The organism is Lacticaseibacillus baoqingensis (assembly GCF_003946165.1).
Taxonomy (GTDB): domain Bacteria; phylum Bacillota; class Bacilli; order Lactobacillales; family Lactobacillaceae; genus Lacticaseibacillus; species Lacticaseibacillus baoqingensis.
On sequence record NZ_RHOI01000004.1, the window covers coordinates 24,109 to 38,388 of the forward strand.

Consider the following 14,280-nt stretch of genomic DNA (forward strand, 5'->3'; position numbering starts at 1 on the left):
AAGTTCTCGCTACTGCAAGAATCTGCAGGCGGCGATTTTTTAAGAAACCGCAAGCAACCGCTTGCTAAAACCTTAGGAGGAATAGATTTATGGCTATCACCGCTGCTCAAGTTAAGGAACTGCGTGACCGCACCCAAGTTGGGATGATGGATGCAAAGAAGGCTTTGGTTGCCGCTGACGGCGACATGGACAAAGCTATCGACGTTTTGCGTGAAAAAGGCTTGGCCAAAGCTGCTAAAAAAGCGGGCAATATCGCCGCTGAAGGCTTAGCAGAAATCGCTATCGACGGCAATGTCGCGGCTGTTGTAGAAGTTAACTCCGAAACGGACTTTGTCGCTTCAAACGACAAGTTCCAACATTTTGTGACTGGTGTTGCAAAAGCCGTTGCGGCTAACAAGCCGGCTGACCAAGCCGCTGCATTGGCATTGGATCTTGACGGCCAAACCATCGACGAAGCCGCTAAGGCATTAACCGCTGTGATCGGCGAAAAGATCTCCTTCCGCCGCTTTGAGATCGCAGAAAAAGCTGATGGGGATAACTTCGGTGCTTACTTGCACAATGGCGGCCAAATCGCAGCCTTAGTCACCCTTGAAGGCGGCGATGAAGAAACTGCCCGTGACATTGCGATGCACGTTGCAGCGATCAATCCGAAGTACTTGGATCGGTCCCAAGTGCCAGCGGCTGAATTACAACACGAAACCGATATCTTCACCGAAGAAACCAAAGCAGAAGGCAAGCCTGAAAAGATCGTGCCGCGCATCGTTGAAGGCCGGGTCAACAAGTGGCTCAGCGAAATTTCATTGGTCGACCAAGAATTCGTTAAGGATTCCGATAAGACGGTGGCTGAATTTGCCAAGAGCAAAGGCGCTACGGTCAAAGGCTTCGTCCGCTTTGAAGTGGGTGAAGGAATCGAAAAGAAGGCCAACGATTTCGTTGATGAAGTCATGGGTCAAATCAAATAATGTGCTTTTAGCGGTGAAACCATTGCGGTGAACTGCTGATCGATGGCTCTGTATCCCAACTGATCGTTGCGGTACAGAGCCATTTGTGTGTCGTCTTGGGGGTTGGCTGCTGGTGCAGTTGAATCAAACTCCCGCAAGCGCACAGATTATGGTAAGATATTAACAGCAAACAGAAGGGAATCGTGACAATGGTTAAATATAAACGTATCGTGTTGAAAGTGAGCGGCGAAGCGCTCGCCGGCAAAGAAGGCTTTGGGATCAAGCCCCCTGTGATCGCCGACATCGCCAAAGAGATCAAAGCGGTACATGATCTCGGGGTGCAAATTGCCATCGTTTGTGGCGGCGGCAACATCTGGCGCGGCGAAACCGGTGCGCAAATGGGCATGGAACGTGCTCAAGCCGATTACATGGGAATGTTGGCCACGGTGATGAACGGGTTGGCCTTGCAAGACAATCTCGAAAGCTTAGGGGTGCCGACACGGGTGCAAACTTCCATCGAAATGCGCCAGATCGCTGAACCCTACATTCGCCGCAAGGCCGTGCGTCACTTGGAAAAAGGGCGGGTCGTGATCTTCGCCGGCGGTACCGGGAATCCTTATTTTTCCACTGACACGACGGCAGCGCTGCGCGCAGCTGAAATCGATGCCGATGTCATCTTAATGGCCAAAAATGGGGTCGATGGGGTTTACAATGCGGATCCTAATAAAGATCAAACGGCAACGAAGTTTGATTCTCTGACCCACATGGACATCATCAACAAGCAGCTAAACGTCATGGACTCGACGGCCAGCACCTTGTCGATGGACAATGATATTCCGCTGGTGGTCTTCAACTTGAATGAACCCGACAACATCAAGCGCGTTGTTCAAGGCGAAAACATCGGCACAACGATTCAAGGGAGAGAATAAATCATGGCAAATGCTGTAATCGATCAAGCAAAAGCAAATATGCAAAAATCCGCAGACGCGTTGTCTCGCGAATTAGGCTCGATTCGCGCCGGCCGCGCCAATGCCGGCTTATTGAACCGAATCGAAGTCGAATACTACGGGGTGATGACCCCATTGAATCAAATGGCTGCGATCACGACCCCAGAAGCGCGGGTCTTGTTGGTCACGCCATATGATAAATCCGCTTTAAAAGAGATCGAAGCGGCGATCAACATGTCTGATCTGGGGATCAACCCGGCTAACGACGGTTCGGCGATCCGCTTAGTGGTGCCGCAATTGACTGGCGAACGCCGCCAAGAGCTGGCCAAAGAAGTCGGCAAGTATGCTGAAGAAGCTAAGATCGCGGTGCGCAACGTGCGGCGTGAGGCGTTAGACAAGCTTAAGAAGCAAGAAAAAGCCAGTGAGATCACCGAAGATGACTTGCATCGGTATGAAAAAGACATCCAAAAAGTGACCGATGATGCAACTAAAAACATCGATAAGATCGCTGCGGATAAAGAAAAAGAAATCACCGAAGGCTAACTGTCAAGCGGCGTTTTCCATAATAGGCTGGGCCCATGCGTGTGCCTAGCCTATTTTCGTGGCATCAAAGCGCTGCCGGACATGACAAGCCGTTAAACTTTACTGCGTCTTAAAGGTGAAAATCGTCGCGGCGCTTCTACCGTTGCGGGTTTTCTGCTACAATCAATAAGAATGGGCTCAAAAGCCACAGCGCGTATGCGCACTGCAAAAGGAGGCATCAGCCGTGAAGGCTAACCAAAATGCGCCCCGGCTAGATCCAGCCAAGATCCCAGCACATATTGCGATCATCATGGATGGGAATGGCCGGTGGGCGAAGAAGCGCCTTTTACCGCGGATCGCGGGGCATAAACAAGGGATGGAAGTCGTCAAAACGATCGCTAAAGCTGCCAGCCATCTCGGCGTCAAAGTTTTGACGTTATACGCGTTTTCAACCGAGAACTGGAAACGGCCAAGCAGTGAGGTCAATTATTTGATGAAACTGCCGGTCGATTTCTTTAATACCTTCGTGCCAGAACTGATTGCCGAAAACGTTAAAGTTCAGGTGATGGGGGAACTCGACGCCTTGCCTGCACACACTCGCCAAGCGGCAGAAAATGCGATGGCAGATACTGCCGCTAATACCGGGATGATCTTGAATTTCGCGCTGAATTATGGCAGTCGGGATGAGATCGTGCAAGCGGTACGCCAGCTGGGGCAGGCGGTGGCAACAGGCGAATTGGCGCCTGAAGCGATCAACGAAAAGACGATCAGTGCGCAGTTGATGACCGCTGACTTAGGGCCACTTGCGGATCCAGATCTCTTGATCCGTACCAGCGGTGAAGAACGGCTTTCGAATTTCTTATTGTGGCAGTTGGCTTACAGTGAGTTGGTGTTTTCACCAACTTTGTGGCCTGACTTCACCCCAAACACCTTGCGCGATGCGATCGCTGAGTATCAAAGCCGCGATCGGCGTTTCGGGGGTTTGACCAAATAATGAAGGAGTTTTTTAACTAATGAAACAACGTGTTATCACCGCCGTGGTGGCGTTAGCGATTTTTATCCCAATATTGATCGCTGGCGGGATCTGGTTGGAAATCGCTGCCAGTGTGTTGGCAGTTATTGCGATGTCGGAAGTTTTTATCATGCGCAAGCGGATCATCATGTCCAGCGACTTTTTGTTTGCGGCGATCGGGACCTTGTTGGTGGTTTTTCCTGACAGCTACTTTAAGTGGCTCCCGGCGCATATCAACCGCTTGGATCTGATCTATATCGCCGTGGCGTGCTTGTTGTTGGTGACGGTGGCCACTAAAAATCGGACCACGTTTGATGATGTGGCGGTTTCGACATTGAGCTTGTTTTACATCGGCACTGGTTTCCACAATCTGATCACGATCCGCAATGGGGCAGGGTTAGATACGTTGCTGTTTGCGATGGTGATCGTTTGGCTGACAGATTCTGGTGCTTATATGGTGGGACGCAAGCTCGGCAAACATAAGCTTTGGCCGGCGATCAGCCCGAATAAGACTTGGGAAGGCAGCATTGGCGGCAATGTCGTCGCGTTGGTGTTTGCGGCGATCTACCTGCGCTTCTTCCCGCAATTGTATGCCTTTTGGCCAATGATGGCGCTGGCTTTGTTCTTGTCAGTCGTCGGTCAGCTGGGCGATCTGGTGGAATCAGCATTGAAACGCTATTATGGGGTCAAAGATTCCGGCAAGATCTTGCCAGGACACGGCGGGATCTTAGACCGCTTTGACAGTTTGCTGTTAGTCTTGCCGATGCTGCATCTGTTTGGCATTGTCGCGTAAAGGAGTGAAGCAATGAGAACGATTATCGCGTTTATCATCGTTTTCGTGATCTTGGTGCTGGTGCATGAATTTGGGCATTTTTTCTTTGCCAAGCGCAGCGGGATCTTAGTGCGCGAGTTTTCCATCGGCATGGGGCCCAAGCTTTTTGCTACCCGGCGCAATAACACCACCTATACGTTGCGCTTGCTGCCTTTAGGCGGTTATGTGCGGATGGCAGGTTGGCAAGATGAAGACGATGAGATCAAACCAGGGACCATGCTGACCTTAACGCTCAATGAAGCCGGTGTGGTGACGCGGATCAACACGTCGAATAAAGTGACCTTACAAGGCGGCGTGCCTGTGCAAGTGGATCATTTGGATCTGGTGAATGATTTGTCGATCACCGGGTATGAAAATGGTGATGACTCGGCGTTAAAGACTTTTGTTGTGGATCATGACGCCACGATCATTGAAGCAGACGGTACCGAAGTGGTGATCGCACCTAGTGATGTGCAGTTTCAAAATGCCAGTGTTTGGCGGCGGTTGTTAGTCAACTTCGCTGGGCCAATGAATAACTTTATCTTGGCGATCTTAGCGTTTATCGTGGTCGGCTTCATGTCTGGTGCCCCGCAGATGAACACCAATCAAATCGGGCTGGTCCAGGCCAACTCGCCGGCAGCCAAAGCCGGCTTGCAACCAAACGCTTACATTCAATCGGTCAATGGCACCAAGATCACCGATTTCACCAGCTTGCAAGCTGCGATCCAAAAGCACCCAAAGGCGCCTTTGGCCGTGGTGGCTAAGCAATCCGGCCGCGTACAAACGATCACGATCAAGCCGAACAAAGCCGGGGTGATCGGCGTGGGGGTGCACACCGAAAAAAGCGTCGGCCCCGTGGTCAGCTATGGCTTCACCCAAACTTGGGATCTGACCACGCGCGTGTTGACGGTATTGAAGTCGATGGTCACCGGTCATTTTTCATTGAACAAACTAGCCGGGCCAGTCGGGATCTATAAGATGACAGAATCCTCGGCGCAAGGCGGTTTGGTTTCGTTGATCGTCTTTTTAGGGTATTTGAGCTTGAATCTGGGGATCATGAACTTGATCCCGATCCCGGTTTTAGACGGCGGCAAGATCTTACTGAACTTGTTAGAAATCGTGCGGCGAAAACCGCTATCGCAGGAAAAAGAAGGCATTGTCACGCTGATCGGTGCCGGGTTGATGGTCTTATTGCTGATTGCAGTGACCATCAATGATATCATGCGGGCGTTTTAGCTGAGCGGCACTGTATTGGCAACAACGGCGCAAGCGTTGGGCTTGGGCTGATCTCACTTTGGAGGCTTTTAATTTATGAAACAATCACGTATGTTTATCCCGACCGTCAAAGAGGTTCCAAACACCGCGGAAGCGAAGTCGCACCGCATGATGTTGCGTTCCGGCTTTATCCGCCAGGTATCAGCTGGGGTATACGCGTATTTGCCATTGGCAGAGCGCGTTTTACAAAACATCGATGATATTATCGATGATGAAATGCAAAAAATCGATGCCGTCAAAATGCGTATGCCGGCGATCATTCCCGCGGAACTCTGGGAAGAATCAGGGCGTTATGCCACTTACGGTCCGGAATTATATAAGTTCAAAAACCGCCATGATCGGGATATGATCTTAGGTCCGACTCATGAAGAAACCTTCACGGATATGGTCAAGAACTCCTTGAACTCGTACAAGAAAATGCCTTTGGTCTTATATCAGATCCAAGACAAGTTCCGTGACGAAGACCGCCCGCGTTATGGCGTGTTGCGCGGCCGTGAGTTCATCATGAAAGATGCTTATTCCTTCACCGCTAACGAAGCCGACTTAGACACGGTGTACAAGCAAATGGAAAAAGCCTACACGAATATCTTTAACCGAGTCGGTTTGAACTTCCGCACGATCATTGGTGACGGTGGGGCCATGGGCGGCAAAGACTCCAAGGAATTTTCCGCGATCGCCGAAATCGGCGAAGACACCATCGTGTATTCAGACGCGTCTGATTATGCGGCTAACTTGGAAATGGCCACCAGCATGGCGCTGCCGCAACAAGCTCACGCAGAAGCACTGCCGCTGGAAACGATCGACACTGCAGAAGCCAAAACCATTGCTGAAGTGGCCAAGCGCCTAGATGTGCCGGAAAGTCAGCTGATCAAAGCCGTCTTGTTCATCGCGGATGAAAAACCAGTGTTAGCGCTGGTGCGCGGCGATTACGAAATCAATGATACCAAGCTCAAAAACTTGCTGGGGGCAGATTTCTTAGATTTGGCCACGCCGGAACAAGTCCAGGCCACTATGCATTGTGAAATCGGCAACATCGGCCCAGTCGGGGTGCCAGATGATGTGCAGGTGATTGCTGACAATTCCTTGCAAGGCTTGACGAACTTAGTCGCTGGCGCTAATCAGCCGCAAAAGCATTTGCAAAATGTCAATCTTGACCGTGATTTCACTCCGGAACAATTTGCTGATATTCGCTTTGTGACCGAAGGTGAAGTGTCCCCAGACGGGCAAGGCGTCTTGCACTTCACGCGCGGGATCGAAATTGGTCATATTTTCAAACTTGGCACTCGCTATTCCAAAGCGATGGGGGCGGACTTCTTAGATGAAAATGGCCGCGCTCAACCGATCATCATGGGTTCTTATGGGATCGGGGTCTCGCGTTTGTTAAGTGCCATTGCAGAACAGCAAGCCGATGATAATGGTTTGGTTTGGCCAAAAAACATTGCGCCATTTGATGTGCATGTGATTCCTGTCAACACTAAGAAGCAAGAACAAGCCGACTTGGCCAACGCGATCACGGCGCAACTAGAAGCCGCAGGGTACGCTGTCTTGTTAGATGACCGCAATGAACGCCCTGGGGTGAAGTTTGCCGATTCTGATTTGATCGGGTTGCCGGTACGCATCACCGTTGGTAAAAAAGCGGCAGATGGCATTGTCGAATTGAAGCTGCGCAAGTCCGGTGAGACATTAGAAGTGAAGCAAGCCGAATTGATCAATTCGTTGAAGATCTTGCTTGACCAGTTGAACTAGCGCAACTGTACCCATTAAATTTTACCGGTTTTTAACGCAGGCTTTGACCGCGGATCCAACGCAGTCAGGGCCTGCGTTTGCTTATGCCATCAAGGTTTTAGCGGTGTTGTCGCCAACGCCAAAAACAGGTAAGCTAAGAGATGACTAAACGCACCGATCTGGGTGCCAAACGAAAGGGGCAGTCCGTTGGCCTTATCGAAACACGAAATGTTCATGAAATTGCTGGAACAACTCCAGCTGCCAGATGAGCTCAAAAACTATCCCGGCTTTGCGCAAACCACTGTTGAAACGGTGTTGGTCCACGCGCAATCACGCCGCTACGAATTCACGCTTGGGGTGCCGGCGATTTTACCGGTGGCTGTGTTTACCCCATTTGAGCAGCACTTGCAAGCGGCGTTTAAAGACATCGCCCAAGTCAGCTTGACGATCCATGCCGCAAAACCCGCGGTCTCTCAGGCCCTTTTGGCCGGATATTGGCCTTATGTCATCACCCACGCCGGCATCCAATCGAGCTTGGTGTATGAGCTATGTACCAAGCAAGAACCCCAATTAGAAGACGGGCGTGTCACCTTGATGGCCGAAAACGAACCAGTGCGGCAATTTTTGATCAATCAAGGTTTGGGCAAGCTCGAAGCCGTTTATCATCAAGTGGGTTTCAGCAGTTTACACCTCAATGCCGTCGTCGATGCCAAACAAGCGGATGCCCAAATCGAAGCATTCAAGGCGCAAAAAGCACAAGAAACCGCTGCAATGGCTAAACGTGCCGCCGCTGTCGTGCAAAAACGCCAAGCGGCTCAAGCGGCTGACCCCAATGCCGGTAGCGGCCCGATCCAACTGGGGCGCGGCATCAAAAGCAATGATGAACCGCAACAAATGGTCACCATCACCCAAGAAGAGCGTTCGGTCACCATCGAAGGTTATGTGTTTGATGTCGAAGTGCGGTCACTGCGCTCTAACCGCAAGCTGTTGATGTTGAAAGTGACGGATTATACGTCGAGTTTTTTGGTGAAGAAATTCTCCAATAACAGCGAAGATGAAGCGACCTTCGAGCGGATCAAGACGGGGATGTGGCTGCGGGTCCGCGGCAGCGTGCAAGAGGATAATTTCTCGCGGGAATTGACGGTGATGGCGATGGATGTGCAAGAAATCAAGCACCCGCAACCGCAAGATAACGTGGAAGGGCCCAAGCGTATCGAATTGCACTTGCACACGAATATGTCCACGATGGATGGCATGACCAGTATCACCGATTATGTCAACCGTGCGGTCAGCTGGGGCCATGACGCAATCGCTGTGACTGATCATGCCGGGTTGCAGGCGTTTCCAGAAGCCCATTCGGCTGCGGCCAAGAAGCTGAAAATGCTTTATGGCGTCGAAGTCAACTTAGTCGATGATGGCACGCCTGTAGCTTACAACGCTGATTCTGATCGCGAGTTGGCCAGTGCCGAATATGTCGTGTTTGATATTGAAACCACCGGGTTATCAGCGGTATACGATAAAATCATTGAAATCGCGGCGGTGAAGATGCAAGACGGGCAAGTGATTGGCGAATTTGAAGAGCTGATCGACCCTGGGTTCCCACTTTCCGAATTCACCATCAATTTGACGCACATCACCGACGATATGGTGCGCGGCAGCAAAACCGAAGCGCAAGTATTAGAAGCGTTTCGCGCGTTTTGTGGCGATGCGATCATGGTCGGCCATAACGTCACCTTTGACGTGGGCTTCATCAACGCGGGTTATCAACGCCTCAGCCAGCCGCTGATCGCCAATCCGGTGATCGATACCCTTGAGTTATCGCGGATGCTGCATCCTGAGCGGAAAAACCACAAGCTCGACACCTTGACCAAGGCATATAAGATCGCCTTGGAAAACCATCACCGGGCCAATGCCGATTCTGAAGCGACGGGTTATTTGCTCTATGCCTTAGAAAAAGAAGCGGCGAAACAATATGCCATCACCACTTTAGACCACCTGAATGATCGCGTCGGCACCGGTGATGCTTGGAAGCAAAGCCGGCCCACGCATGCGGTGATCTTAGCCAAAACGCAAGCAGGCTTGAAGAATTTGTTTAAGCTGGTGTCCATGTCAAATGTCGAGACGTTTTATCGGGTGCCGCGCGTTCCGCGCAGCCGGCTGCAGAAATTGCGCGAGGGGCTGATCGTCGGATCGGCTTGCAGCAATGGGGATGTTTTCACTGCCATGATGCAAAAAGGCTACGCTGAAGCCGCAGAAAAGGCCAAGTTTTATGATTACTTGGAAGTCCAACCATTAGCCAACTACTTGCCGCTAAAAGAAGCAGAATTGATCAAAGGCGACGCACATCTAAAAGACATCATCCAAAACATCATCAAGATCGGTCAAGCACAAGACAAACCGGTCGTTGCCACTGGTGATGCGCATTACCTTGATCCAAACGATGCCATTTATCGCAAGATCTTGATCCACTCGCAAGGCGGTGCGAACCCGCTGAATCGGCATAGCTTGCCTGATGTGCATTTTCGCTCCACGCAAGAAATGCTGGACGATTTTTCATGGTTGCCAAAAGAGCTGGCCCGCCAGCTGGTGATCGATAATACACATGTGGTCGCGGATTGGATCGATGATGATATTTCGCCGGTAAAAACACAGTTATATACCCCAGAGATCCCTGGTGTTAACGAGCACTTCGAAGCCGACGTCATGAAAACTGCCCATGAACATTACGGCGATCCATTACCAGAAATCGTTCAAAAACGCTTGGATAAAGAGCTAAAGTCGATCATTGGCAACGGGTTTGCGGTGATTTATAACATTGCCCAACAGCTGGTGCTGAAATCTAACAAAGACGGGTACTTAGTTGGGTCGCGGGGGTCTGTTGGCTCCAGTTTGGCTGCGACCATGTCTGGGATCACCGAGATCAATCCCTTACCGCCGCATTATCGTTGTCCGCAATGTCAGTATTCCGAATTTTATACTAAAGGGGAATATGGGTCCGGGTTTGATCTGCCTGACAAAAACTGCCCGCAATGTGGGACTGAATTGATCAAAGATGGCCAAGATATTCCGTTTGAAACCTTCTTAGGGTTCCATGGGGATAAAGTGCCTGATATCGATTTGAACTTCTCTGGGGACTATCAGCCAGTCGCGCATAATTACATCAAAGTCTTATTTGGTGAAGATCATGCGTTTCGGGCAGGGACGATCGGCACCGTGGCCGATAAAACGGCGTATGGTTATGTCAAGGCCTATGAACGCGACACTGGGCAGATGATTCGCGGTGCGGAAATCGATCGTTTGGCCAAAGGCGCTACTGGCGTCAAGCGCACCACCGGCCAGCACCCGGCTGGGATCTTGATCGTGCCGGAAGATATGGATATCTATGATTTTTCACCGATCCAATATCCTGCCGATGATCAAAACGCCGCTTGGAAAACCACTCACTTTGATTTTCATTCGATCCATGACAACATTTTGAAGATGGATGTTTTAGGTCATGATGATCCTACCATGATCCGGATGCTGCAAGATCTTTCCGGCGTCGAGCCGAAGTCTATTCCGATGGATGATCCTGGGGTGATGTCGCTGTTTTCCAGCACCGAAGCCTTAGGGGTGACCCCGGAACAGATCAATTCCAAAACCGGGACGCTTGGCGTGCCGGAATTTGGGACCCGCTTTGTGCGCGGGATGTTAGAAGAAACCCATCCCCAGAAGTTTTCTGAGCTGCTGCAGATCTCTGGCTTATCGCATGGGACGGATGTGTGGTTAGGCAATGCCGAAGAGCTGATCAAAAACAAAGTCGTTACCATCAAAGAAGTCATCGGTTGTCGGGATAACATCATGATGGATCTGATCCACTGGGGGATGGATGATTCCATGGCGTTTAATATCATGGAATTTGTCCGCAAAGGCCGCGGGATCAAAGATGAATGGCAAGAAGCCATGCGTGCCAATGAAAACGTACCGGATTGGTATATTGATTCTTGTTTGAAGATCAAATACATGTTCCCCAAAGCCCATGCGGCAGCATATGACTTGATGGGTTTGCGGATCGCATGGTTCAAGGTCTATTATCCGCTGGTGTATTATGCGGCATACTTTTCTGTGCGCGCCGAAGACTTTGATCTGGCCGCCATGAGTCATGGCAAAGACGCCGTGAAAGCAGCGATGAAAGAAATCACTGATAAAGGCATGGATGCTTCGGCTAAGGAAAAGAATTTGTTGACCGTCTTAGAGCTGGCCAACGAATGCTTAGAACGCGGTTTTAAGATCAAGATGGTGGATATCGAAAAATCCGCTGCCCATGATTTCTTGATCATGGATGATCACACCTTGCTGGCACCGTTTCGTGCGGTGCCAGGATTAGGGGATAACGTCGCCAAGCAGATCATTTCTGCCCGCGAAGAAAAGCCGTTCCTATCTAAAGAAGATCTGGCGACTCGCGGGAAAGTCTCCAAAACATTGATCGACTATATGAGTGATAATCACGTGCTGGATGCATTACCCGATGAAAACCAGTTGTCGTTGTTTGAAGGTCTGTTTTAAGCGAATGTTGCTGTCAAGGGTCAGACCCGTACACACAGTTGCAATCTGGTGTCATATGTGGTAAGTTATTTGTAGTATTTAAGACTTTGGAGGGGAGTGAGCAGCGATGCTCACTCTTTTTATTGGAATTACCAAAGCAGTCCAAATTTGATTAAAGGGGGGGAAGCATGAGTACAGTTGTCGATACCGTGTCAACGATCGTCAATCCGATCTTAGACGCGCATGGCTTCTATCTCAGCGATGTCGAATTCGTCAAGGAAGGCGGCAGTTGGTACTTGCGGGTTTATATCGATAAACCCGGTGGTATCTCGTTAGACGAGTGTGTGCTGGTCAGCGAAGCGTTGTCTGAAAAACTTGATGGGATGGATCCTGATCCGATCCCGCAAGCATATTTCCTTGAAGTCTCGAGCCCTGGTGCCGAGCGGCCGTTGAAAAACGAAGCTGATTATCGCAATGCGGTGGGTGAATATATCCACATCTCGCTATTCCAGAAGGTCAACGGCAAGAAGGTGTTTGAAGGCACCCTGAAGGACTTGACGGCAGATACCTTGACTTTGACACTCAAGGATAAAGCCCGCAAGTATGACGCGACGTTTTCACGCACAGCGATCGCCAAGGCGCGCTTAGCCATCGAGTTTTAAACTTTTTTGTTAGAGGGAGATCAACATGTCAAAGGAAATGATTGAGGCGCTAGACGCCTTAGAACAAGAAAAAGGAGTCAAGAAAGCCGTCGTCATCGACGCCTTAGAACAAGCCTTGGCCAGCGCTTACAAGCGCAATTATAACCAAGCGCAAAACGTTGAAGTGACCTTCGACCAAGATAAGGGCGACATTCATGTCTTTGCCGTTAAAGAAGTGACCGAGGAAGTCTTTGACTCACGTTTGGAAGTCAGCCTCAAAGAGGCTTTGACGATCAATCGCGCGTATGAGATCGGCGACGAGATCCGCTTTGAAGTGACGCCGAAGAACTTTGGCCGCATTGCTGCCCAAACGGCCAAGCAAGTAATCATGCAGCGTGTGCGCGAAGCTGAACGCAGCATTGTTTACGATGAATATTCACAATATGAAGAAGAGATCATGACCGGGGTCGTCGAACGCCGTGACAACAAGTTCATTTACGTCAACTTGGGTAAGATCGAAGCCGTTTTAGGCAAACAAGATCAAATGCCGAACGAGCATTACGAAGCCCATGATCGGATCAAAGTCTTCGTGACCAAAGTCGAAAATACTACTAAAGGCCCGCAAGTCTTCGTTTCGCGGACCAACCCTGGCTTAGTCAAGCGCTTGTTTGAACAAGAAGTCCCTGAGATCTTCGACGGGGTCGTTGAGATCGCTGGGATCGCGCGTGAAGCCGGTGATCGCACGAAGATCGCAGTGCGCTCGACCAATGATGCCGTCGACCCAGTGGGGACCACGGTGGGCCCTAAAGGGGCGCGGGTACAAGCGGTCGTGAATGAATTGTCTGGCGAGAACATGGATGTGGTCCAATGGGAAGAAGATCCGGTTGACTACATTGCCAATGCGTTGAACCCAGCCCAAGTCATCGCCGTTCAATTCAACGATGAGGACAACGATCGCTCATGTACCGTGATCGTGCCAGATTATCAATTATCCTTAGCCATCGGCAAAAAGGGCCAAAATGCCCGCTTAGCCGCGAAGCTGACCGGCTATAAGATCGACATTAAGCCAGAATCTGAAGTTGAATTTGTCGATGATGACGAACTCGCTGCAGAAGACGAAGCTTTGCAAGAAGAAACCGCACCAGTTGCAGCAGACGCTGAAACTGATGCGCAAGCCGCTGATACGCCAGCAGCAGACACACCGGCGAGTGCCGATGACAATGCTGCTGCAGACGCATCCGATACGCCGGAGGCATAACCATGGCCAAACAACGTAAGATTCCCATGCGTAAAGATCTGTTGAGCGGTGAGATGTTTCCCAAAAAGGAAATGGTCCGTGTCGTCCGCAATGCCGACAATACGGTCAGCATCGATCCCACTGGCAAAGCGGCTGGGCGAGGGGCTTATGTCGCTTTAGATCCCGCAGCCGTGAAGCAAGCCAAACGCAAGCAAGTGATCGATAAAGCTTTTGACATTAAAGTTGATCCGGCGTTTTACGATGAGTTGTACGCCTATGTCGATCACAAAAAGGCGCGTCAAGAATTGTTCGGAGAGTCCAACAAATGACGCCACAACAACAAGCTGAGCACCTGCTCGGGTTAGCGCGCCGCGCCGGCAAACTGACCATGGGCGAAGGGTTTGTCTTAGCCGCGATCCGCGATGGCAAAGCAAAATTGGTGATCGTTGCCAGTGATGCCAGCCCGCGAACGATCAAATTATTCCATGATAAAAGTAGCTTTTATGAGATCCCATACGTGAATGCGTTGACTAAACTAGCGATCGCTGGGGCAATCGGGGTCCCGCGCACTGCGCTAGCGGTAGTCGATCAAGGCTTTGCCACAAAGCTAATAAAGCTGCTCACCTAAACTAAACAGGGAGCGTG

The 14,280-nt window shown here is 50.6% G+C and carries 12 protein-coding genes; all 12 read left to right on the top strand.

Going from position 1 to position 14,280, the window contains the following annotated elements; translation table 11 throughout:
* Positions 1–89: 89 nt before the first annotated feature.
* The 12 genes from tsf to EKM91_RS02345 all read left to right on the top strand — a co-directional run bounded on the left by tsf (position 90) and on the right by EKM91_RS02345 (position 14,263).
* A complete protein-coding gene (gene tsf, locus EKM91_RS02290; protein ID WP_125749144.1) occupies positions 90–962 on the top strand; it encodes a translation elongation factor Ts in 873 nt (290 codons plus the stop codon).
* 182 nt (positions 963–1,144) lie between these two features.
* On the top strand, positions 1,145–1,870 hold the full coding sequence (gene pyrH, locus EKM91_RS02295; RefSeq protein ID WP_164508426.1) for a UMP kinase: 726 nt from the start codon (positions 1,145–1,147) through the stop codon (positions 1,868–1,870).
* Between the two features lie 3 nt (positions 1,871–1,873).
* Positions 1,874–2,431, top strand: a complete 558-nt coding sequence (frr, locus tag EKM91_RS02300; RefSeq protein WP_125749152.1) for a ribosome recycling factor — start codon at positions 1,874–1,876, stop codon at positions 2,429–2,431.
* Positions 2,432–2,654: 223 nt separating this feature from the next.
* On the top strand, positions 2,655–3,404 hold the full coding sequence (locus EKM91_RS02305) for an isoprenyl transferase (protein WP_125749155.1): 750 nt from the start codon (positions 2,655–2,657) through the stop codon (positions 3,402–3,404).
* Positions 3,405–3,423: 19 nt separating this feature from the next.
* Complete coding sequence (locus tag EKM91_RS02310) at positions 3,424–4,215, top strand: phosphatidate cytidylyltransferase (protein WP_125749157.1); 792 nt, start codon at positions 3,424–3,426, stop codon at positions 4,213–4,215.
* A gap of 12 nt (positions 4,216–4,227) precedes the next feature.
* Positions 4,228–5,469, top strand: a complete 1,242-nt coding sequence (gene rseP, locus EKM91_RS02315) for an RIP metalloprotease RseP (protein WP_125749160.1) — start codon at positions 4,228–4,230, stop codon at positions 5,467–5,469.
* Positions 5,470–5,544: 75 nt separating this feature from the next.
* Positions 5,545–7,254 (top strand): proline--tRNA ligase, encoded by a 1,710-nt coding sequence (locus EKM91_RS02320; RefSeq protein WP_125749163.1) that lies wholly within the window; start codon positions 5,545–5,547, stop codon positions 7,252–7,254.
* Between the two features lie 186 nt (positions 7,255–7,440).
* Positions 7,441–11,778: a PolC-type DNA polymerase III gene (locus EKM91_RS02325; RefSeq protein WP_125749166.1), complete on the top strand. Its 4,338-nt coding sequence runs from the start codon at positions 7,441–7,443 to the stop codon at positions 11,776–11,778.
* 167 nt (positions 11,779–11,945) lie between these two features.
* Entirely contained in the window at positions 11,946–12,419 is a 474-nt protein-coding gene (rimP, locus tag EKM91_RS02330; protein WP_125749169.1) for a ribosome maturation factor RimP, read from the top strand.
* A gap of 25 nt (positions 12,420–12,444) precedes the next feature.
* Positions 12,445–13,656, top strand: coding sequence for a transcription termination factor NusA (gene nusA, locus EKM91_RS02335; protein ID WP_125749172.1), 1,212 nt, complete (start codon positions 12,445–12,447; stop codon positions 13,654–13,656).
* Positions 13,657–13,658: 2 nt separating this feature from the next.
* Positions 13,659–13,964: an RNase P modulator RnpM gene (gene rnpM, locus EKM91_RS02340; protein ID WP_125749176.1), complete on the top strand. Its 306-nt coding sequence runs from the start codon at positions 13,659–13,661 to the stop codon at positions 13,962–13,964.
* On the top strand, positions 13,961–14,263 hold the full coding sequence (locus tag EKM91_RS02345) for a L7Ae/L30e/S12e/Gadd45 family ribosomal protein (protein ID WP_125749179.1): 303 nt from the start codon (positions 13,961–13,963) through the stop codon (positions 14,261–14,263). The genes rnpM and EKM91_RS02345 overlap by 4 nt, the downstream gene beginning before the upstream one ends.
* The last annotated feature ends 17 nt before the right edge of the window (positions 14,264–14,280 follow it).